The sequence below is a fragment of the Haemophilus haemolyticus genome (assembly GCF_003490595.1).
Taxonomy (GTDB): Bacteria; Pseudomonadota; Gammaproteobacteria; order Enterobacterales; family Pasteurellaceae; genus Haemophilus; species Haemophilus haemolyticus_L.
Genome location: NZ_QQGY01000007.1, coordinates 118,361 through 135,869, shown reverse-complemented (window position 1 = coordinate 135,869; position 17,509 = coordinate 118,361). Strand labels below are relative to the sequence as shown.

Genomic DNA, 17,509 nt, shown 5'->3' with positions numbered 1-17,509 from the left:
TTATTTTTTCTCTTTTTTCACTTCCACTTCATCTTCTTCTACTTTCAATTCACATTCAATTTGGCTCGTGAGTCCGCCGTCTGAAAGATTGTGTGTCACTTTGGTGATTAGCCAGTTGGTTGCGTCAATTTCGGCTTTAAAGCCTGACAGCTCAATCGGCGTTTCTGGGATTAAATCGGGTTCGCCAAAGGCAAGATTTAGGCTAAATGTCGCCACGCCACGTTTTAGCTTATCAAAAGCAGACTTGGCGGCAGTGATGGCTCTCGCTTCTGAAGGATAAGTAACACGAAGGGTTTTAATTTTATCATTGTCACTTTCAACAGGGGCTTTTTGTTCAATGGTTTTATATTTTATTTTCGTTAATCGTCTGCCCTTTACTGTACCATCTGCTAGCGTTCTCCCTTTCGTCATACGCTGTTTTTTCACTATCTTAGTATTTTTATCTACGATAATCTCGCCACGTTTGCCTGTGTCCGTATCGTGCCAATACGCCCTCACGGCTTTGTAGTTTTCACTTTCGGCAATGGAGAAAGTGTAGCTGTCACCACTTTTGCGAGTGATTTTTCGTAGTGGAATCGGTTTGCCTGAGGCTGTTTTGCCTTGTCCTAGTGGCATAAATAATAGCGTGCCATTTTTAACGGTGCACATCGCCCCGTGTTCTTCTGCCAGTCGGCTTAATAGATTAATGTCGCTTTCGTTGGTTTGGTCAATGTGTGCGATAAACGTATTTGCTAGTTTTTTCTCACACTGGCTTTTGAGTTGGTTCTCTTTGGCGATAGTGTCAATAATTTCGCCCAACGTTTTTTTATCAAATGAGCGCTCTTTTTGTTCGGAAAATGAGCCTTTTAAATCTGCTGCTCTTGCTCTGATGGTTAATCGGTCTGCCGATCCTGCACCGCCTGAAAATTGCACTTCATCCACTGAATATTGCCCTTTGTCAATCAGCGGCTTGCCTTTCCAACCTAGCGCAACTTGGATTGTGGCATTGCGTGGCGGTAAGGCGAGTTTGCCGTCATGGTCGGATAATTCTAAGTCTAGTGTGTCCGCTTCCAATCCTCGATTATCTGTTAAAGACAAACTAATTAAACGGCTCGAAATCACTTGCGTGATGTCTTGCTGCTTTTTTTCTTTCGTGGTGATCTGCACTTTAAAAGCGGGCGTGCGGTGATTGTCGTTAAGATTGAAATCAAACATTAAAGGCTACTCATTAAACTCTCTGCAATGGCGATTAACATCGGGTCATCGGTGCGTTTTAAGCTCATGCTGAAATCAATCGCACGAGGTGCACCATCGCCAAAAAATTCTGTTCGGGTTTCTTGTACGTTTTCAATTACAAAAAAACCAATAATTTCAAAGGTTGCACCGTCAATCAGCGGAAATGCACCGCCACTGTCTGCCATTAATTCCAGGGCCTTAATGGAAAATCTGCCGCCTGTGATTTCTGGGATTAATCTGCCACTAATCGTCACAGTTTCGCTTTCTTTACCGGTGAATTGTGTTTTTGGCATTGCTCCAACAATGGCATTAGTTGGATGCCGCCAATTTGATGTGCGGTCTAAACTTTGAAAAGGCACGGTTTGCCGAGTGAACACAAACATGCCCAATGTGGCAAGTGCGAAGTTTTGGAACATAAATAATCCTAAAGAAAAGTGCGGTCAAAAAATCCCGTGATTTCTGACCGCACTTGGTGAATTAGCGAAAGAGAAATGCAATGCCGAAAATCACAAGCAACCAAAAAACAACAAGTGAGATTAACAGCCCACTCCATACAATATGCCGTGGCATATTTAATACATAATCAATCATTTTCTGTTTCATTTCGTTCCCTTGCTTTTTCTCGCCATGTCATTAATTCGGCAAATGTCATTTGCTCAAAGGCTTGTGGTTGCCAGTGGAAGATGATGGCAATGTCTGCCATAGCATCTTCCACTGTTGCGGCAATCATTACTCGGTCGCTTCGGTTTCCACTTCCGAGTTCTTCCCTAAAAAACCGACAGCCGCCGCAGCAAGTTCGGTGAAGTCCACCACTTCCATGGTGACAAAATCTGATTTATGCAAAACAGGAGTGGTGACACGTGCTAGTAATACTTGTAATGCGTCCACATCCATTTGCAACACATCAAACATCTTTAAGCCTTTTAATGCGGGCACCGTTGGTTTATTGACAGTGATTTCCGTGATTTGGTTTTCGCCGCGAGTAATAGGGTTGGTTAAGGTGATAATTTTGGTGTTTTCTGTTTTCATTTTATGTTTCCTTTAAAATCCCTCTTTTTTGTAAAGAGGGGAGGGGGATTTAATAAAAGCCCCTTTCGGGGCAAGGTGTGTGAATTAAATGCCGATTGCTGCGCGGTGTTCTGCTAAACGATCAGTACCGCCAACAATGAAAACGGAATTGATTAAGTCAATTTCCGCGAGGTCTTTGCCGTTTTCGATGATTTTGTAGTAGGTTAATGGCACGGTGTAGCTTTGTTCGGTATCATCGCCCGATTTACTGGTGCCGTTGTCAATCTCACCGAAACGACCGCGCATTACCAGTTCGATTGAAACCACTTCTTCGGTGTCGTCTTGTTGATAGGCTCCCGCAAAACGTAATGCCGTGCCGTCAATTTTTCCGCCAAATTCTTTGATAAGCTCAGTCATATAACCGCCCATCTTGAATTGCGCTTCCAAGCCTTCCATGCCTAAATTCACTTTTACTGGACCAAACATACCGCCTGCACGGTATTCTTCCAGTTTCATGGCTAATTTAGGTTGAGTGATTTCGGTGACTTGGCCACGGTAAGAATTACCGTCAGCCAAAAAATTCATTAATTTGAGTTTACGAGGTAATGCCATTTTTTACGCTCCTACTTTTGCAATGTTTGCGGCAAATTCCACAAGGTATTCATCGCTGATGTATTGGTTGAAACCAAGTTGTTCTAACGGTGGAACAGGGCAGTAGTCATAAGATACAAGCAATTTTGCATCTTTTAAGGTTGCGGCAGTGTTTAAGTTGGCATTGATAAATGCTTTACCGCCGATTAAATAACCTTGCGCCACATATTCACGCCATTTTGCGTTGATCGCTTCCACGATTTCTTTCACAAGATTCACGGAGATGTCTTTATCCATCGCCCAGTCAAAGGATTGTGCAATGGTGTCTTTCAACACTTGTGCCGTGCGAGTGTAGTTTTCGTAGATAAATAATTTGTCAGCCGAACGAGTGCGTAATCCCCAGAACTTAAAGCCATTGTGGTTTACACAACAAGTAATGCCTTGTTCGTTGAGATAATTAACGTCGGTTGCACTGTCGTTAATATCAAATGAAACTGGCTTGGTGACACCTGTCACGCCAGTTAAACCTTTGTTTGAAATTGAGGTGTGCCAGCCGTATTCTTTGTCTTGATATGCACGCATTGCCGCCGCACGTACAACGGCATAATCCACTTCGGTTTGTTTGGTTTTCGCTGAACCGCACGATGCATACACAAAGCCATTCAATTTTTTCGCCACTCTTAACAATTCAGTAGTTACGTCTTGGCTGTCATATTTCGGGATACAGAAAATACGAGGTTTAACGCCACAAACTGCAGCAGATACGAGGAACGCTTTTAGGCCAGTGTAATTGCCTTCATTATCGACTGAGCCAATCACATTGGCTTTCATGGTGCTTTCATCTTCGTTTTCTTCCACGCGAATGACGACAACTTTACAGTTCACAATGTCCGCAATGCCATCTAGCGCACGAGATAGCGTGCCTTTTTTACCTGCTTTGGCTTGCATTTCGGCAGTGATGCCAGTTAAAAGAGTGGGTTTGTTGAGTGGGAAAACCGATGCATCTGCATCAGGTGCGGTTGCCACTAAACCGATAACTGCGGTGGATGATGTGGTGAGTGTTCGCAAGGCTTCGGAAATTTCCGTTACCTTGACCCCATGGAGATATTCATCAGACATAATTTTAGCCCTATGGTTTCTATGGTTTGAAAAGATGTGGCTATTTTGTAAGGATTTAAAATCGAGGGGTAGCGCTTGGCGTTGTGGTATTGAAACTAACAAAGGGCGGTTAGGTAGAGTCGGACGGATAAAAAAACGGCGGAATCACCCGCCGTTTGTCTTAAACCCTATCAGGCCAAGGGTCTGAGGTTACCCAAACCATTGCTTGCGGTCTTAGGTTTTTTGGCCCAATGTCAGGTATTGCATCATTGCCTTTTACTTTAGGGTCTGCGTGGTATGGGGTAAAGCGCATAAAATTGGAATCGCCAACCCCTCCAACATAAACACCAGCAACAGCCCTATTTGTATCATCATCAAACAGGCTGAACCCACACGAGTCGTCAGATCTAAATCCAAGAGGAATCTCCCCTGGGCCGATAACATCAACTCGACCTGCTTGTCGTGGGCTAAATCCTGATTCCTTCTTACCTAAATAGCCGAACAATCCCCAAGATAACCCGCCCATGTGGCATGATACAAGGTTGCCTTGCCTGCGGAGTTTAATGTAAGCACTAGGTTTTAGGTTTTTAGTTACAGCATTAACTAAACCTGTATCACCATCTGTCACTACCCATTTTCCGTTGCGTTTTTGCCATTTCCAGGCACCAACATTACCACCATCTGATGATTCATAAATGGTGCCATTCGGCTCATTCCCTTTTATTTTGCCACCTGTGGTTTCGGGCTTATCAGGGCGACCGCTACCAAGCACAACGGTTATGGCTTTAATATCTCGCCCGATTTGCTCGATGACCTCGGGCAGTTGTTGCAAAAGGTCCATTAGCTATTTTTACCTTTTTGATAAGCTGCCATTAAGTCCATTGCTTTTAGGGCATTAATTTGCTCAATCACGCCATCTAAACTTTGTTTAAATTCCGTGAGTTTAGTGGTTAATGCCTCTGGTGCACTGCTTCCACTTGCTTTGAGTTTGCGTAATTCCTCTGCAAGCTCACGGAATGTGTCTAAATCGGCTGACACCTCACCGCCTAACAGGTCATTTTTAAGCTGGGTTATCTTTGCCTCAATTTGAGCCAAAATCGCTTTGTCTTGCTCGCCTAAATACGTTGCAAATTCGGTTAATAATTGCTGGATTGTTTGTGTTGTCATAGTCGTCCTATTTTATAGTTGAGAATTAAATCAGGTAGCGTTGGAATAATGGGATTTTCGGCTTGTATCACCTTAAATCCTTTAGCCACCGTGATATTAATTTTGGTTTTGGGTTTGAGTGCAACGGAAATAATGGGCTTAGATTGTAGTTGCACCTTGATTTTGTTTTTTGGTTTAGCGTTGAGACACGTCATAGGTAATATCCTTACGGAGAGTTATCTTCCCCCCGCACAGGGTTTTGACGAGCCCTTGCCCATTGGTTTGTTGCAAATCCCATTTAGCTTGCACCCAATCGACTTGCTCGGTTTTATCATGTGAGATGATAAGCGTCACTTCATTGTTTTTTACCGATATGCTCCCATTTGTGCTAGATAGGCGAATACGCTCACCTTTGCTTACTGGCACAATATCGCAATCAAAATGGCAATCTGTAAAATCAACAGGCGCATTGTCGTCATCGGTAAAAATTAACGTTTCCGTTTCATCGTCACCGCGAACCCAATCAAAGTTAATTTCTTGCATGATGCACCTCACTAAACCGCTCATCGTGCTGTTTGCCTGACAGCTCACTTTCATAGGATGCTTTACAATGGTTTACATCAAAAAAGAGGGCGTTAATCACACGATACAACACACGCCAGCGTTTTTTCGGTTTATCTGCTAATATCGCACCTCGATAAGTGCGGCTGGAAAGTGTCTCGTCCGCTGCCCCTCCCGTTATAGCGTTAAACAACTGGTCTAAGGCGATAATAATGTGATAGCCATAGCGTTTTAGTTTGCTTGGAATTGCCATTGCTCAATCTCCCGTTCAAGTGCGGTTAATTCCTCAGGGGTTTTTAAAGCCAACAAACGATCTTCAAATGCCTGACGTTGCCCAATAATGATGCCAATCGCCACCGCAAACTGAGCGGATTTTTCAATCACTTTTTCAATCAGCAAATATAAAGGTATTCCACGCACACGCGCGATTTGTTCTAACATCGGCGTTTCAGCTTTTGGGTTCGCTTGTCTTGCCAGTGCTTCTTTCTCTTGGCGATAGAAGCTTTCAATTTCGGTTTGTGGATAGCCGACCAGTAAGCCGTTTTTGAGTTGGTCAGCTTTATCTGCTAGCTTATTGAGTAATCCTTCTTTTTGTTGTGCAAAAAGTGCGGTCATTTTGATCTGCACCCCAAAAGTTGGACTAAACAAACCAACAATTGAGGTGCAGATTTTTTATGGGTAGACACTACACAATCGAATTTAAATTACAGGTTCTTCAACCTATTCTGAATCGAAAAATGAGTATTAGAGAAGCCGCGCGTTTTTACAATATTCCTTCCAACGCCTTAGTCGGGACATGGTTGAAACGGTTTGAAAAAAGTGGCATAAAAGGACTGATTCCCCGCAAACCATCAGGACTACCGCCGATGAAACCCAAATATGCCAGAATGCCACCGCCACCCAAAACTGAAGAAGAGCGTTTACGTTTGAGAATTTTACAGCTTGAAGCGGAGGTAGCCTACCTAAAGGAGTTGAGAAGGCTCAGACTTCAGGACGAAGCCGAGCAACGGAAATTATCCAAAGGTTAAGAACACGCTATCCGTTAAAATGGCTTTTGGGCTTTGCACAGTTAGCGCGTAGTACGTTTTTTGCAAAACTTCAGATTAAACTGGATAAGGATGAGCCGCTGAAAAAGGCTATTAAACGCATCAAAGCCAATCATCCTGATTATGGCTATCGACGCGTTCATGCCTGCTTGCCAGGCGTAAATCATAAAAAAGTCCAACGTTTAATGCAGACACTTGGGCTTCAAGTGCGGTCAAGAAAAAGCAAGAAATTTACGACCTATCGAGGCACGATAGGGGTTATAGCCCCAAATCATCTTGAACGCGATTTTAGTGCAACGGCCCCGAAACAAAAATGGGTAACTGATATCACCGAGTTTAAGGCGAAAGATGGAAGTAAAGTCTATTTATCCCCAATTTTAGACTTATTTAACAATGAGATAGTCTCCTATAACCTCAGCTATTCCCCAAACTGGGCGCAAGTAGAGGACATGTTAATGCAAGCCGTCAAAGGATTAAATAAAGCTTGTGGTGTCATTTTACATTCAGACCAGGGATGGCAATATCAAATGGTGGCTTATCGTCGAATTTTAGCTGAACATGGCATCATTCAAAGTATGTCGAGAAAAGGGAATTGCTTGGACAATGCCGCGATGGAAAGTTTCTTTGGGCGATTAAAAACGGAATGCTTTTATGGTCGGGAATTTAAAACAAAAGAAGAGATAGTTGATGCTGTCAGAGATTATTTGGATTACTATAATCATCGACGGATTCAACTAAAATTAAAAGGACTGAGTCCGATACAATATCGAAAACAATCCTTTAAATAACAGTCTAACTTTTTGGGGTCAGATCATTTTCGCTTCATCTTTTACCCATGCCGTTCCGTTCCATTTGCACGGTTCAGCAAGTGGCGCAAATGCGGTTAAACTTTCGGGCAAATCACCTAGTGCAGTATGTTCTACTTTTTCGCCTGTTTCTTTGCTGTAATATATGCCCCGATGGTCGGATTGATATTGCCAACTGTTATCTGCTCGCACAATGACAAACCCTTGTTTCGGTTGTGGTGGTGTATCTAAATAACTGCCTGCGGAAAGGCTTCCGCCTTCACTCACATATTCGGTTGTGCTGTGGCTATAAATACCTTGGTTGTCAGTGCAATACACGATGATTTCACCGCTGTTTTCGGCAAAGCCGTCTTGATTAAATGTTACGGTCATGTTGTACTCCTTATTCGGCTAGGCAGATGTAGTGATAGGCGATATTGCGGGGGCGGTTTTCGTCAGCTGTGGGGACTGCACGTGCAACTTCTATATCAATCATATGTTCAGCAATTTTGTAATTATATATCCCCCGTCCTACATCATTTTTTGCGAACCAACCGCTTTCCCATCTGGTCTTGGATATAGATACTCCGCTGATGATATTAGCTTGGTCATCTGCCATATCGACTGTAGTGAATTGAGCCCTAAAGTTTCTCATCGCATCTCTCTGCCACGACAACATCTCACGCCCAGCATCTACTCCACGCCCATTATCCAAACCACGAATAAATTCGCCGCGTATGTCTGGTAGTCGCCCTGACGGATATTTCTGCGCCAATTTTGGATAACGGCGAGTATCAAACCGCTGTCCGTTCATGGCTAAACAACCTGTTGGGACGGTAGAGAGCGGATAAGGAATAGGGATACCAATAAATAAATCATGTAAGGCATTAAAATCAGTGGCGTTCGCTTTTTTCCCAATTTCAGCAAGCAGCGTCGCTTTTAAGTTTGCATCGCCTGCTAACGCACGGGCTAATTCTTCCAAGGTGTCTAATGCAGCAGGTGCAGAACCTACCAATGCAGCAATCTCCGTTTTCACAAATGCGGTTGTGGCGATTTGTGTGTTGTTCGTGCCCAATACAGCTGTAGGCGCGGTTGGTATGCCTGTGAACGCAGGGCTTGCTTTTGGGGCGTAGCCTGTGCGGTCTCGGTTGATGCCGTCTACTTGGTCTTTTAAATATTTGGTTCGATTGGCTAGCTGTTTTGCTTGAATGTTAATTACGCCAAGCTCTCCACCTAGCACCTTATCTTGTTTTTCAATGAGATAAATATCTTCTTCCCATTGTTGTTGCTCAGTAATTTTTCCCATTTATACTTCTCCAAAAGTAAAGTTTCCGTCGAAATTGATCTCGCCATTCCACCGATGGCCTGCCCGTGTAAAATTGAATGCAACCAAATGACAGCGTGCAGGGGCATTTTCATTTAAAATTCGCCGCACTTGTTTTGATTCTTCAATAGTAATGGGCTGATGTAGCACAATTTTGTATTCTGCCCAGTGCATTTCTTCATGTTCAAAGGTTTCAGAACCATCAAAATTTAGTTCGCCATTCCATGTTTTAAGTGATTGGTTTTCGATAATATCTACTTCGCCATAACCCACCGATTTCATGACACGGCGAATCGCCGAAATTGTCCCTTTGTGCTTGTGAATGTGGATGCTATTTAAAATGGCTTGTCGTTTGCTTTCCTCGCTCCATTCATCATCCCATTCGTCCACGGAAAGCGACCAAGCAAGCCATGGCAATAGGTTCATAGGGCAATTTTCAGCACTCCATAAGAGGCGAATGGGCACAGGAATTTCCGCAATGGTAGAAAACGTATTCGATAATTGTTTCTCTAGCTTGCTCGACCCGATGGGCAAGAGATAGCTATTCATCTCGGCCACCTACGTTGATTTGAATTTGTGAGCAATATGCAGCTTGGTGAGGTTGTATGATTAAATCTGCAAGCGGTTGTGTCAGTTTCACGTTCTGTACGCCTTCTTGGTGTAAGGCTGAATAAATACCTGAAAGCGTAATATCAATGCCAAGCAAGTGTTGCTTATTTACATAATGAGTGATGGCTTGATTAACATTTGCCATGACAACACTTTCTAGTACAGTTGGATAAAGTGTGAGGGTAGCTCTAATTTCATAAGGTAAAATCACCGCACTTTCGACTAATACCGTATCAGTCAGTGGGCGAATATGCTCAGCATTTAGCTGCTTTTTTACCGCATTAACTAAATCACTGTCGGCTGTTCCTTGCCCTTCTGTTGACAATATAGCGACCTTAACCGTGCCAGCGGTTGGGCTTGTTACATCAATATCTTTTATTTTTGCAGAGGTAGAGAGTGCATGAAATTCATAGCTTGCACGACTGCCTGCTGTGGTTAATCCTTCTAATGACATTTGAATACGTGTGCGAAAACGTTCATCATCTTCATATAGGGTAGGAATTGGCGGGTGCGCGTTTACATCTCCCGCTTGAATGATTAATCGCTTAATGCCGAATAATGCCCCTAATTGGTCTAAATCTGATCCTGTGGCATAAGCAAGCATCACGGCTTTAGCAGATTCATTAATATGCGTTCTGAGTAATAATTCTAAATAAGCATTTTCTTCTAGCAATTTCACTACAGGTTCGCTTTCTAATTGTAATCGAGCCTGCCAATGTTGGCGCATATCGTCATTTTCTTGTAATGACAGGAATTTATCTTTTCGTTGAGCAAGTAAAGTTTCATAACTGAGTTCTTGCACAACTTTTGGTACAGGCAAATTGTTCAAGTCAATAATATTGTTCATGATTTATGACCTAATAAAAGATGGTTTTCTTTGATATGTTGCTGATATTGCCCGCGTGCGACATAACTTGCCACAATGCCACCTTCAACCAATTCAGGTTTAAATTGTGTGATCTGTACTCGTGGTTCCCAACGATTAATTGCAGTGACGGCACAAGCCGCCAGTTGTAATAGCAATGTGTGGCTAATGGGGCGGTCTATTAGCATTGGGATTAAGCTGCCATATTCACGCCGCTGAATTCGTGAACCAACTGGCGTTAGCAAAATATCGGCAATGGATTGTTTAATGTGGTCGCTTTCGTTTTTTAATGTTTCGCCAGTGTATCGATTCATTATTCGGGTTTTCCTGTTTTACTTGGGCCACCTTGTACGCCACCGTGTTTATGGTTAATTTGACTGACTCCCCCTGCGACCATATCGCCTGTTGATGTTACCTTTCCGTCAATCTTCACATTGCCTTTGATATTGATAGTGGTGCAGTCAATATCAATTTGATTCGCGGCAGTAATACTGGCGGTTTTGATACCTATCACAACCAATGCGCCACTTGATTGGTTGTAAGTGATTTTTGCACCGTCAGCAAATTCAATGACGTGTTCATCGGGAGATTGGCTTGGGCTGTTTTGTGTATAAAGCCCAACCAATATGCAGGCAGTAGTAAATTCACCGCTCACTGATAACATCACACATTGTTCGCCCACAGTAGGTGGCGACCAGGTTTTAGTTGTACCGGCACGAGGTGTAATAAATGGTAAAAACTCTGTGAGAATGTCACCGCTCTTTACGCGAGCACGTGCGGTGGCGTGATTCACTTCAGCAATCACCCCAAAGCGGATAATGTTGTCTAGTTTTCGTTGTAATTCAGCAGACATAGGCATTCACAGTTAAAGAAAATGCCTTATTGTTGGCAATATTGTGCGGTGTGGCGAGTGTGGGGGAGTGTGGAATCGTAGGTAACAAAAAAGGGCTTGCGCCCTTTTATTTTTTATTACCTAATTGAATAAAATCATCAATACGTTTACGAATATCTTTCATTCGTTGTTGAATGAATTTTTCTTCTTTTGTCCCGAATAAGGTATCGTGATCAACCATAAAACGAACCGACACTGTGGTTTGTTCTGGGTTATCTTCATAATTAAATGTCAGCACCACAAGAGGATCGTTTTCTTCATAACTTAATCTAGCGTGATATAAACCAATATAATAAGGCGATGCGCCATAGGCTAAACTGCTGTCTTTTGCACGTCCGAATAGACGGTCTTTATTTTCAACATAAACTTCAACAAATTCTTGTTGCTGCCATAATGCGATTAATTCAGCGAGATTAGTCGAATGTTTATCAATATCTTGTTCTGTAAATCCCAATGCAAGACTGATTTGCGTAAAAAGATGATGGATTTCGACAAATTTAATATGTTTGCGTTCTAGCATTTAATTGTGTGGCTCTAAGTTGCGCTTTTAAAATGGTTTGAACATTTGCCTTGATTTCTTTGGCATTGTCACCCTTCACACGTTCGCCTTTTATTTGCGATGTGCGGTCAATTATTTCACGAATAAAAGGTGCATTTTCGTTCATTGATACCCTCCTATTTTTCGCAGATCCTAGCACTTCTGTTTACAATAAACAACAAAAAAGGGCTTTCCCCCTTTTATTATGCTCTGTCCCACATTGAACTTCTTGCTCTTGCTTGGCGTTGGTTTTCAATGCGTTGTATTTCTTTTGCCACTTGTTGTGCAATGGCTCGTTCGTCCATGCCTTGTGCGGCATTGATGGTGATATTTACGCTCATTGGTTGGCTGGATTGCGTCACCACTGGACGAGCAGATATTGGTGCACGAGTATCAACTTGCACAGGGGCGGCAGTTGCAACGCTGATCCCCAATCCGCCCGCAATAAGTGCCCGTTTGCCGTAATTAAGTGCATTGAGTGTATTGACGCCAAGGCGTGATGTGGCTTCTTTGGTCATCACGTATTCGCCACCGTGGACAATGCCCATGGGTTGATATTTGCCGCCATTGCCGGTGTAGCCGCCTGAAGAATACATATTCGAATCAGAAAGTGCATCGAGTGTTCTTTCAGTTGCACTCCCTGATTTGATAACCTTGTTTGTTTCTTCATTTCTTGATTGTTTAGCATTTTCAACAATTTTTGCTCCCGCTTGAATACCTGGCATATTATCAATTACCCATTTTATGCCATCCATTAATAGCTGTAATGGTTTGAGCGCAAAATCAATACCTGCTGCTATCCATTCTCCAAATTTTTTACCGGCACTGGCTGCAGCATCTAAATCTTCTTTGGTGCTTTGTACTGGAGACAATAAATCGGTAAACCATTTCACCGCTTTTTCAATCCATCCAACGACAATACCAAATACGGTGCCAAGTGGTTGGAATTTTTCAAGGACAGGGGGGAAACCTGATTTTAAGCCCTCCCAAAAACCGCCGAAAAAGGCTTTAATAGGTTGCCAGTATTTATAGATTAAGAGTGCAGCACTAATAAAAGCTGCGCCGCCAAGTGACAGAATATAAGGCAGAAGTTTTAGAGGGGAAAGTAGCCATCTTGAGATTGCACCGCTGACATCTATAACTTTCCCCATAAATTTAGGTAAAATAACACCCAATTTTGACAACCCAAGAACAAGCCTTGCGATTGGGTAGAACACAAAACTTGTTAAAAGACTCAATGCGCCGAGTGCCGTGACTGCACCTGCCATTGCCACGCCCCATTTAACGATTTTTGCAGTCAATTCTGGATTTGCTTTTATCCATTCATTGACTTTTCGCACCATTTCAGTGATTGATTGAACACTGGCGCGCATATCGTCAGAAATAGTGTCATAAATAGCAATGCCGACAGCCTCACGGGCTGATTCAAGGTTTTTAATGTCACCGAGTAAGTTATCTGCCATTGTTTGCGCAACTTGTTCGGCTCGACCCGCAGAATTTTTTAATTTATCTGTAAATTCCTGAATACCATTTACGCCTGCTTGTTTGACTAATTCAACCATTGCCGTTGCGGCTTCAGTGCCAAAAATGGCTTTGTAATATGCCATTCTGTCACCGGTTCCCATTTTGGCGGTTTTACGCTCCACATCCATCAAAATATTAGTTAAAGCGCGCATATTTCCACGACTATCTTTGGCGGACACACCTAGGATTTTCAATGCTTTTGCGGCTTGTTTAGGTGGGGCGGCAAGTCTTAACATGGCAGAACGCAATGATGTACCGGCTTGCGTGCCTTTTATCCCAACATTACCTAATAATCCAACCATCGCTGACATCGTTTCGAAATCTTGACCTGTTGCCGTGGCAATTGGACCTAAATATTTCATTGTGTCGCCCAAGCCTTCAAGGGTAGTGTTTGAGCCGGAAAATGTGGCTGTGAGTACATCCGCAACCCGATTCATTTCGTCAGCGGAAATTTTAAAACCTGAGGAAATATCTGACGAAATATCAGACACTTGCCCCATTTCGATGCCTGCTGCTTTTGTCATTGCTAAAATAGCAGGCATTGATTTTTCGATTTGGTCAGCATTAAAACCCGCCATGGCTAGATAGCCTTGACCTTGTGCAACTTCACCCGATATAAATGATGTTGTCGCACCAAGATGAATCCCTTGATTGCGTAAACGTTCAAGCGCGGCGGCTTGTTCTGGGTTCGCTTTACTCAATCCTGTTAATGCTTGCACGCGCGAAAAGTCTTGTTCAAAGTCAAGTGCAGGTTTAAGCATGACACCTGACAGCGCATTTGTCACTGTTCCTGCTATCATTGAGCGCTGTCCGAATGTTCGCAACTGGTCGCTTTTATTTTTTAAATTATCCACGCTTTCGCGGTAAGATTTATATTTTGCTTGTCGCTGATGCAACTTTGCCATTGCTGCATTTTGTTTTTCGATTGCCGCCGTTGATTGTTTAATTTTTTGCTTTAGTTTTTCTTGGCTTTCCTTGAATTTTGACGTGTCAAATCCGCCTTGTCTTAGTGATTTGCGCAATTCGTTCAGTTTTTTCCGCTGATGTTCTTGTGATTGTGCTAATCGGTGTGCTGATTTATGCGCGGATTCGACTTGTCTTTTTAATGCTGCTGTCGGTGCGGCAGTATTTTTTAATTGTTCGGCTAATTTCTTCGCTTTTTCTCGCGCTTCTACAAGTTTTTGATTGTTTTGTTGTAGAGCGTTTTCTAATCGTTTAAATGAATTAGCGGTTTTTTCTTGCTGTTGTAATTTATTCAGCTCGGTTGTTGTGTTTTTTACTTTTTTCTGCAAAGAATCAAGCTGTTTTTGTACGCTTTTTAATGGCGTGGTGAGCCTATCTACTGCATCTAAAACAAATTTCAACTCTAAACTTTTCATATTTTCTCACTTTTTCTTGACTTTTCAGAAAGAAAGATTAAATAATGCACTAAAACAAAGGGGGCTATATGATCACAATTCTTTTTCTGCTCATCTTCGCTTTTGGTGTGCTTGGGCTCGCTGTCGGTTTCGGTTTGATTGCATTGCCTTGGTTAGTTTCTGGCATTATTGCCGCGCCTGTTCTGTTTCTTTATATGTTGATGATGGGGTCGGTGCTTTGGCTTGCTGAAATCAACTTTTTCCTTGGTGTTGCAGCACTTGCAGTGTATTGCTATTGGATTCACATTATTCGCAAGCACATCAAATTAAAATCACAATCTAAAGACTTAATTGCTCAATAATCAAATCTTCAATTAAATTCACATCACTTTCCGAAAAACCCAGCGATTCACGCTGGGCATATTGCACTTTGAAATCTTTATTTTTAGATGGGCTAGCGCTTAAACCGTATTGATGCACTGCAGCAATGGCGGCACTTGAGCCATTAAAACCCACAGAAACTTCGTTACCATTTGACCGCACTTTTAAATGTCGGGCGGTACGAAGTTTGGCGAACATGGCTTTGCGTTTGATTCGTCCTTTCTTTTTGCCAAATTCTTTACGTGGTTTTCTTGGCTCAAAAGCAGAACCATCTGGATTTTGTTGGCGTGCAATTCGATTCGATTGGCTTTTTCGTAAGGCTTGCCCGATTTTTCGCCCAAGCTGTCTACGAGCCTGTGGAGAAAGATTGGCAATAAGTGCGGTCAATTTTGCCTGAACTTCTTCTACTGTAGCCATTAGACGATATCACCCTCAAAAATTAATGAATCCAAGTTTTCCAAATAGACTTTTACTCGGTTTGGTTCATCCCATACGGGTTCTTTTGCATAATGGATCTGCACGTTATTACCGTCTTTTTTCGACACGACACGTTCAGTGAGTTGGATTTCAAAACTAATATCTGCGGTGTTGTTATTGTTGTAATCTACCTGGAATTTAAATGCGTTCTCTCGAATTTGTGGATTTTCTAATATTTCAGGTTGATTTGTGCGGAGATAAGCCATCATTGGCACAATCAAGGTGGCAATATCGCCTGCATAATCAGTCACCACGACATTGAGTGTGTAACGATATTCAAAACTAAATGATGCGGCACCCGTTGCGACGATTTGTCCACCGTCCACATAAAGTTGTAGATGGTCGGGATTTTTTACAAAATCGGGATGGCTTTGTTCAAGGATTTTACGCAGTTGGTTGGGCTTTTTCATTTTTCTGCTTGCAAATTAATGGTCGGTTGTCTTTATCTACGGCAACAACCAAATGTCCAGTGTCCGTCATCAAATAGCCTACTTGATGAATGCATACTTCTGTTATTCTTCCGTCAGGATAATTTGAATATTTACCAAATGGACCATCTCTAAATGGTACGGTGTACGTATTTGCTAAACACGGCAATGAAGCTGCAATGGCGAGATAAAGAGTTGTTTTTCTCATTTTCTGAAATTCCGTTGTTGCATTTCGTATTTTTGCTGACAAACCACGCAACGGGTTACGCCTTGAATTAATTGGCGGCGTTTTTCAGGGATTGGGATGTCGCAATCTTCGCAATAAAACGCACTGATTGCTTTAAAAGTGCGGTGTTTTTGTAACGCAATATCACGTGTCATTTGTTCGAGTTCTTGCGCACGGTCAAATTGATCGGTCATTGTTTTTCCTGCTTATTAAATTCATCAATGCATTTCTTTAATGCTTGATTCTCAACAATGCATACACTTAGCTTTTGTTGGCTTTGTAGATAGGCGTTAGCCAAATCGCCGTTAGTTTTAATTGTGGCGGCAAGTGGTGTACATTCTGCAACTTGCGGGCATAGAATTGGCTGTTTAATGATTTTCGGTGCTGTTGAACACGCCGCTAACATCATCAGGGATAAAAGTGTCAGCCCAATCTTGGTGTTTTTTAAGTGCATTTTTTAAATCCTGTGTTTGCTTGGTTTGAGAGATTTTTAACTGATTTACGGCTTCCGTGAGTGCTTTTTGTTGCTCATTGAATTTATCCACGCTTTCATTCAATGCCATGTAAGATTCTACCCACTGCAATTTTAATTGTTCTTCTTTGGCAGCTTCGGCTCGCCAGTGGTTGGCTTGCCACCCTTGAAACAGAATAATTGCCACAAGCATGAGCGGGCCAATCAATAAAATGTATTTTTCTTTTTTCGTTAAGAACCCAAACATAATGCCTTCTCCTTTTGTCGTCTTTCAATTAAGCCTTTCAGTGGTTTTCCGCCTGCATAAATCCAACGTTCAAATTGACCGCACATTTCTTTGCTGTATCCTTTCCATGCCATTTTAAAAAGTGTGCTGTTTTTTAATCGACCACATCCAACATTGAATGTAATTGATGTCAATGCATCAAATCCCCCTTGTGGCATGGCTTGACCGTTGGCATAGGTATTCACACACTTTTCGGCTTGCTTAATGCCTTTCGTGTATAATTCGGCAATTTCTTGCAAGGTGTAAATTTTATTTCGGTTAATTTTTTCTACTGCATCTGTTGTGCCAATGCCGATAGTTAAAACATCAGCGGGGCATTGATAGGGTTTTTGCATGCAACCTTCGGCATTGCCAGTCAGCAACAAGCCTTTTTCTGATATTCGAATTTCATTTCCGTGCGTGGCAATAACAAGCCCAACAACAACCGTGACTGAGCAGACGTATTTTGCGATTCGTTTAATCATGATGATGGATCCGTTGTTCGAGTTCTTTTTCTTTTAATTCAAAATCTTTTTTCTTGTAATACCAATTCACAAGAAAGGTGGCGATACCAATCACAATACCTGTAACCGATGCGACATCAGCCCAATTTACATTTGAGAACATATCGGCAATGCGTCCAATTAAGAAAGCGAATATTCCTGATGTGTAAGACGCTCTTGATGGTGTGTCGTGCATA

General features: G+C 42.4%; 31 protein-coding genes. 3 read left to right on the top strand and 28 right to left on the bottom strand.

Features of this window, described 5'->3' with window-relative positions; all coding sequences use genetic code 11:
* The 11 genes from DV415_RS07010 to DV415_RS06955 all read right to left on the bottom strand — a co-directional run bounded on the left by DV415_RS07010 (position 1) and on the right by DV415_RS06955 (position 6,234).
* The gene (locus DV415_RS07010; protein ID WP_118790020.1) at positions 1-1,194 is read right to left on the bottom strand and encodes a phage late control D family protein; all 1,194 of its coding nucleotides are present in this window, start codon (positions 1,192-1,194) and stop codon (positions 1-3) included.
* A complete protein-coding gene (locus tag DV415_RS07005; protein WP_118790019.1) occupies positions 1,194-1,631 on the bottom strand; it encodes a phage tail protein in 438 nt (145 codons plus the stop codon). Before DV415_RS07005 ends, DV415_RS07010 begins: the two co-directional genes overlap by 1 nt.
* 167 nt (positions 1,632-1,798) lie before the next feature.
* Positions 1,799-1,945 carry a GpE family phage tail protein gene (locus DV415_RS07000; RefSeq protein WP_118790018.1) on the bottom strand — a complete coding sequence of 49 codons (147 nt, stop codon included), beginning with the start codon at positions 1,943-1,945 and terminating at the stop codon, positions 1,799-1,801.
* Positions 1,945-2,244, bottom strand: coding sequence for a phage tail assembly protein (locus tag DV415_RS06995; protein WP_118790017.1), 300 nt, complete (start codon positions 2,242-2,244; stop codon positions 1,945-1,947). The genes DV415_RS07000 and DV415_RS06995 overlap by 1 nt, the downstream gene beginning before the upstream one ends.
* An 84-nt stretch (positions 2,245-2,328) precedes the next feature.
* Positions 2,329-2,835 carry a phage major tail tube protein gene (locus tag DV415_RS06990; RefSeq protein WP_118790016.1) on the bottom strand — a complete coding sequence of 169 codons (507 nt, stop codon included), beginning with the start codon at positions 2,833-2,835 and terminating at the stop codon, positions 2,329-2,331.
* A gap of 3 nt (positions 2,836-2,838) precedes the next feature.
* Entirely contained in the window at positions 2,839-3,933 is a 1,095-nt protein-coding gene (locus DV415_RS06985; RefSeq protein WP_118790015.1) for a phage tail sheath C-terminal domain-containing protein, read from the bottom strand.
* Positions 3,934-4,093: 160 nt separating this feature from the next.
* On the bottom strand, positions 4,094-4,753 hold the full coding sequence (locus DV415_RS06980; protein WP_118790014.1) for a hypothetical protein: 660 nt from the start codon (positions 4,751-4,753) through the stop codon (positions 4,094-4,096).
* Complete coding sequence (locus tag DV415_RS06975; protein WP_118790013.1) at positions 4,753-5,079, bottom strand: hypothetical protein; 327 nt, start codon at positions 5,077-5,079, stop codon at positions 4,753-4,755. Before DV415_RS06975 ends, DV415_RS06980 begins: the two co-directional genes overlap by 1 nt.
* Before the next feature lie 174 nt (positions 5,080-5,253).
* Positions 5,254-5,601, bottom strand: a complete 348-nt coding sequence (locus DV415_RS06965; RefSeq protein WP_118790011.1) for a hypothetical protein — start codon at positions 5,599-5,601, stop codon at positions 5,254-5,256.
* Entirely contained in the window at positions 5,588-5,872 is a 285-nt protein-coding gene (locus tag DV415_RS06960; RefSeq protein WP_118790010.1) for a DNA helicase UvrD, read from the bottom strand. Before DV415_RS06960 ends, DV415_RS06965 begins: the two co-directional genes overlap by 14 nt.
* Positions 5,851-6,234 carry a hypothetical protein gene (locus DV415_RS06955; RefSeq protein WP_239990913.1) on the bottom strand — a complete coding sequence of 128 codons (384 nt, stop codon included), beginning with the start codon at positions 6,232-6,234 and terminating at the stop codon, positions 5,851-5,853. The genes DV415_RS06960 and DV415_RS06955 overlap by 22 nt, the downstream gene beginning before the upstream one ends.
* A 59-nt stretch (positions 6,235-6,293) precedes the next feature.
* On the opposite strand from DV415_RS06955, the gene DV415_RS06950 reads away from it, so the two are divergent.
* Together DV415_RS06950 and DV415_RS06945 are read left to right on the top strand one after the other, a co-directional pair.
* The gene (locus DV415_RS06950; protein WP_118790009.1) at positions 6,294-6,647 is read left to right on the top strand and encodes a helix-turn-helix domain-containing protein; all 354 of its coding nucleotides are present in this window, start codon (positions 6,294-6,296) and stop codon (positions 6,645-6,647) included.
* A gap of 26 nt (positions 6,648-6,673) precedes the next feature.
* The gene (locus DV415_RS06945; protein WP_239990912.1) at positions 6,674-7,453 is read left to right on the top strand and encodes an IS3 family transposase; all 780 of its coding nucleotides are present in this window, start codon (positions 6,674-6,676) and stop codon (positions 7,451-7,453) included.
* Positions 7,454-7,471: 18 nt separating this feature from the next.
* On the opposite strand, the gene DV415_RS06940 is transcribed toward DV415_RS06945, so the two are convergent.
* The 9 genes from DV415_RS06940 to DV415_RS06905 all read right to left on the bottom strand — a co-directional run bounded on the left by DV415_RS06940 (position 7,472) and on the right by DV415_RS06905 (position 14,581).
* Entirely contained in the window at positions 7,472-7,843 is a 372-nt protein-coding gene (locus DV415_RS06940; RefSeq protein ID WP_239990911.1) for a hypothetical protein, read from the bottom strand.
* A 10-nt stretch (positions 7,844-7,853) separates the two neighbouring features.
* Positions 7,854-8,756, bottom strand: coding sequence for a phage tail protein (locus DV415_RS06935; RefSeq protein ID WP_118790007.1), 903 nt, complete (start codon positions 8,754-8,756; stop codon positions 7,854-7,856).
* Positions 8,757-9,323 (bottom strand): phage tail protein I, encoded by a 567-nt coding sequence (locus tag DV415_RS06930; protein ID WP_118790006.1) that lies wholly within the window; start codon positions 9,321-9,323, stop codon positions 8,757-8,759.
* Entirely contained in the window at positions 9,316-10,230 is a 915-nt protein-coding gene (locus tag DV415_RS06925; RefSeq protein ID WP_118790005.1) for a baseplate assembly protein, read from the bottom strand. Before DV415_RS06925 ends, DV415_RS06930 begins: the two co-directional genes overlap by 8 nt.
* The gene (locus DV415_RS06920) at positions 10,227-10,562 is read right to left on the bottom strand and encodes a GPW/gp25 family protein (RefSeq protein WP_118790004.1); all 336 of its coding nucleotides are present in this window, start codon (positions 10,560-10,562) and stop codon (positions 10,227-10,229) included. The genes DV415_RS06925 and DV415_RS06920 overlap by 4 nt, the downstream gene beginning before the upstream one ends.
* The gene (locus DV415_RS06915; protein WP_118790003.1) at positions 10,562-11,107 is read right to left on the bottom strand and encodes a phage baseplate assembly protein V; all 546 of its coding nucleotides are present in this window, start codon (positions 11,105-11,107) and stop codon (positions 10,562-10,564) included. The genes DV415_RS06920 and DV415_RS06915 overlap by 1 nt, the downstream gene beginning before the upstream one ends.
* A gap of 100 nt (positions 11,108-11,207) precedes the next feature.
* The gene (locus tag DV415_RS06910; RefSeq protein ID WP_006995348.1) at positions 11,208-11,660 is read right to left on the bottom strand and encodes a hypothetical protein; all 453 of its coding nucleotides are present in this window, start codon (positions 11,658-11,660) and stop codon (positions 11,208-11,210) included.
* Positions 11,638-11,805: a hypothetical protein gene (locus DV415_RS10200; RefSeq protein ID WP_162836930.1), complete on the bottom strand. Its 168-nt coding sequence runs from the start codon at positions 11,803-11,805 to the stop codon at positions 11,638-11,640. The genes DV415_RS06910 and DV415_RS10200 overlap by 23 nt, the downstream gene beginning before the upstream one ends.
* 76 nt (positions 11,806-11,881) lie before the next feature.
* Positions 11,882-14,581: a phage tail tape measure protein gene (locus DV415_RS06905; RefSeq protein ID WP_118790002.1), complete on the bottom strand. Its 2,700-nt coding sequence runs from the start codon at positions 14,579-14,581 to the stop codon at positions 11,882-11,884.
* A gap of 68 nt (positions 14,582-14,649) precedes the next feature.
* Between DV415_RS06905 and DV415_RS06900 the strand changes: the two genes are divergently transcribed.
* Positions 14,650-14,922 (top strand): hypothetical protein, encoded by a 273-nt coding sequence (locus DV415_RS06900; protein ID WP_006995351.1) that lies wholly within the window; start codon positions 14,650-14,652, stop codon positions 14,920-14,922.
* Here DV415_RS06900 and DV415_RS06895 read toward each other — a convergent pair.
* From DV415_RS06895 to DV415_RS06860, 8 genes are read right to left on the bottom strand one after another with little or no spacing between them, the layout of a single operon-like run.
* Complete coding sequence (locus DV415_RS06895) at positions 14,900-15,358, bottom strand: phage virion morphogenesis protein (protein WP_118790001.1); 459 nt, start codon at positions 15,356-15,358, stop codon at positions 14,900-14,902. The two genes, DV415_RS06900 and DV415_RS06895, sit on opposite strands and share 23 nt — an antisense overlap.
* A complete protein-coding gene (locus DV415_RS06890) occupies positions 15,358-15,828 on the bottom strand; it encodes a phage tail protein (RefSeq protein WP_118790000.1) in 471 nt (156 codons plus the stop codon). The genes DV415_RS06895 and DV415_RS06890 overlap by 1 nt, the downstream gene beginning before the upstream one ends.
* On the bottom strand, positions 15,803-16,054 hold the full coding sequence (locus DV415_RS06885; RefSeq protein WP_118789999.1) for a hypothetical protein: 252 nt from the start codon (positions 16,052-16,054) through the stop codon (positions 15,803-15,805). The genes DV415_RS06890 and DV415_RS06885 overlap by 26 nt, the downstream gene beginning before the upstream one ends.
* On the bottom strand, positions 16,051-16,266 hold the full coding sequence (locus DV415_RS06880) for a TraR/DksA family transcriptional regulator (RefSeq protein WP_118789998.1): 216 nt from the start codon (positions 16,264-16,266) through the stop codon (positions 16,051-16,053). The genes DV415_RS06885 and DV415_RS06880 overlap by 4 nt, the downstream gene beginning before the upstream one ends.
* The gene (lysC, locus tag DV415_RS10365) at positions 16,263-16,478 is read right to left on the bottom strand and encodes an Rz1-like lysis system protein LysC (protein WP_118789997.1); all 216 of its coding nucleotides are present in this window, start codon (positions 16,476-16,478) and stop codon (positions 16,263-16,265) included. Before lysC ends, DV415_RS06880 begins: the two co-directional genes overlap by 4 nt.
* Complete coding sequence (locus DV415_RS06870; RefSeq protein WP_118789996.1) at positions 16,441-16,791, bottom strand: chemotaxis protein; 351 nt, start codon at positions 16,789-16,791, stop codon at positions 16,441-16,443. Before DV415_RS06870 ends, lysC begins: the two co-directional genes overlap by 38 nt.
* A complete protein-coding gene (locus DV415_RS06865) occupies positions 16,776-17,294 on the bottom strand; it encodes a lysozyme (protein WP_118789995.1) in 519 nt (172 codons plus the stop codon). The genes DV415_RS06870 and DV415_RS06865 overlap by 16 nt, the downstream gene beginning before the upstream one ends.
* Positions 17,287-17,508 carry a phage holin gene (locus DV415_RS06860; protein ID WP_118789994.1) on the bottom strand — a complete coding sequence of 74 codons (222 nt, stop codon included), beginning with the start codon at positions 17,506-17,508 and terminating at the stop codon, positions 17,287-17,289. Before DV415_RS06860 ends, DV415_RS06865 begins: the two co-directional genes overlap by 8 nt.
* Position 17,509 lies beyond the last annotated feature (1 nt).

Bases quoted from the DNA above. Each gene is read 5' to 3' on its own strand.
- DV415_RS06925 (WP_118790005.1), bottom strand. From the start codon at position 10,230: ATGAACAATATTATTGACTTGAACAATTTGCCTGTACCAAAAGTTGTG.
- DV415_RS07005 (WP_118790019.1), bottom strand. From the start codon at position 1,631: ATGTTCCAAAACTTCGCACTTGCCACATTGGGCATGTTTGTGTTCACT.
- DV415_RS07010 (WP_118790020.1), bottom strand. From the start codon at position 1,194: ATGTTTGATTTCAATCTTAACGACAATCACCGCACGCCCGCTTTTAAA.
- DV415_RS06975 (WP_118790013.1), bottom strand. From the start codon at position 5,079: ATGACAACACAAACAATCCAGCAATTATTAACCGAATTTGCAACGTAT.
- DV415_RS06955 (WP_239990913.1), bottom strand. From the start codon at position 6,234: ATGACCGCACTTTTTGCACAACAAAAAGAAGGATTACTCAATAAGCTA.
- DV415_RS06890 (WP_118790000.1), bottom strand. From the start codon at position 15,828: ATGAAAAAGCCCAACCAACTGCGTAAAATCCTTGAACAAAGCCATCCC.
- DV415_RS06985 (WP_118790015.1), bottom strand. From the start codon at position 3,933: ATGTCTGATGAATATCTCCATGGGGTCAAGGTAACGGAAATTTCCGAA.
- DV415_RS06995 (WP_118790017.1), bottom strand. From the start codon at position 2,244: ATGAAAACAGAAAACACCAAAATTATCACCTTAACCAACCCTATTACT.
- DV415_RS07000 (WP_118790018.1), bottom strand. From the start codon at position 1,945: ATGATTGCCGCAACAGTGGAAGATGCTATGGCAGACATTGCCATCATC.
- DV415_RS06935 (WP_118790007.1), bottom strand. From the start codon at position 8,756: ATGGGAAAAATTACTGAGCAACAACAATGGGAAGAAGATATTTATCTC.
- DV415_RS06900 (WP_006995351.1), top strand. From the start codon at position 14,650: ATGATCACAATTCTTTTTCTGCTCATCTTCGCTTTTGGTGTGCTTGGG.
- lysC (WP_118789997.1), bottom strand. From the start codon at position 16,478: ATGTTAGCGGCGTGTTCAACAGCACCGAAAATCATTAAACAGCCAATT.
- DV415_RS06885 (WP_118789999.1), bottom strand. From the start codon at position 16,054: ATGAGAAAAACAACTCTTTATCTCGCCATTGCAGCTTCATTGCCGTGT.
- DV415_RS06920 (WP_118790004.1), bottom strand. From the start codon at position 10,562: ATGAATCGATACACTGGCGAAACATTAAAAAACGAAAGCGACCACATT.
- DV415_RS06915 (WP_118790003.1), bottom strand. From the start codon at position 11,107: ATGCCTATGTCTGCTGAATTACAACGAAAACTAGACAACATTATCCGC.
- DV415_RS06940 (WP_239990911.1), bottom strand. From the start codon at position 7,843: ATGACCGTAACATTTAATCAAGACGGCTTTGCCGAAAACAGCGGTGAA.
- DV415_RS06860 (WP_118789994.1), bottom strand. From the start codon at position 17,508: ATGCACGACACACCATCAAGAGCGTCTTACACATCAGGAATATTCGCT.
- DV415_RS06865 (WP_118789995.1), bottom strand. From the start codon at position 17,294: ATGATTAAACGAATCGCAAAATACGTCTGCTCAGTCACGGTTGTTGTT.
- DV415_RS06950 (WP_118790009.1), top strand. From the start codon at position 6,294: ATGGGTAGACACTACACAATCGAATTTAAATTACAGGTTCTTCAACCT.
- DV415_RS06965 (WP_118790011.1), bottom strand. From the start codon at position 5,601: ATGCAAGAAATTAACTTTGATTGGGTTCGCGGTGACGATGAAACGGAA.
- DV415_RS06980 (WP_118790014.1), bottom strand. From the start codon at position 4,753: ATGGACCTTTTGCAACAACTGCCCGAGGTCATCGAGCAAATCGGGCGA.
- DV415_RS06930 (WP_118790006.1), bottom strand. From the start codon at position 9,323: ATGAATAGCTATCTCTTGCCCATCGGGTCGAGCAAGCTAGAGAAACAA.
- DV415_RS06895 (WP_118790001.1), bottom strand. From the start codon at position 15,358: ATGGCTACAGTAGAAGAAGTTCAGGCAAAATTGACCGCACTTATTGCC.
- DV415_RS06905 (WP_118790002.1), bottom strand. From the start codon at position 14,581: ATGAAAAGTTTAGAGTTGAAATTTGTTTTAGATGCAGTAGATAGGCTC.
- DV415_RS06870 (WP_118789996.1), bottom strand. From the start codon at position 16,791: ATGTTTGGGTTCTTAACGAAAAAAGAAAAATACATTTTATTGATTGGC.
- DV415_RS10200 (WP_162836930.1), bottom strand. From the start codon at position 11,805: ATGAACGAAAATGCACCTTTTATTCGTGAAATAATTGACCGCACATCG.
- DV415_RS06960 (WP_118790010.1), bottom strand. From the start codon at position 5,872: ATGGCAATTCCAAGCAAACTAAAACGCTATGGCTATCACATTATTATC.
- DV415_RS06880 (WP_118789998.1), bottom strand. From the start codon at position 16,266: ATGACCGATCAATTTGACCGTGCGCAAGAACTCGAACAAATGACACGT.
- DV415_RS06910 (WP_006995348.1), bottom strand. From the start codon at position 11,660: ATGCTAGAACGCAAACATATTAAATTTGTCGAAATCCATCATCTTTTT.
- DV415_RS06990 (WP_118790016.1), bottom strand. From the start codon at position 2,835: ATGGCATTACCTCGTAAACTCAAATTAATGAATTTTTTGGCTGACGGT.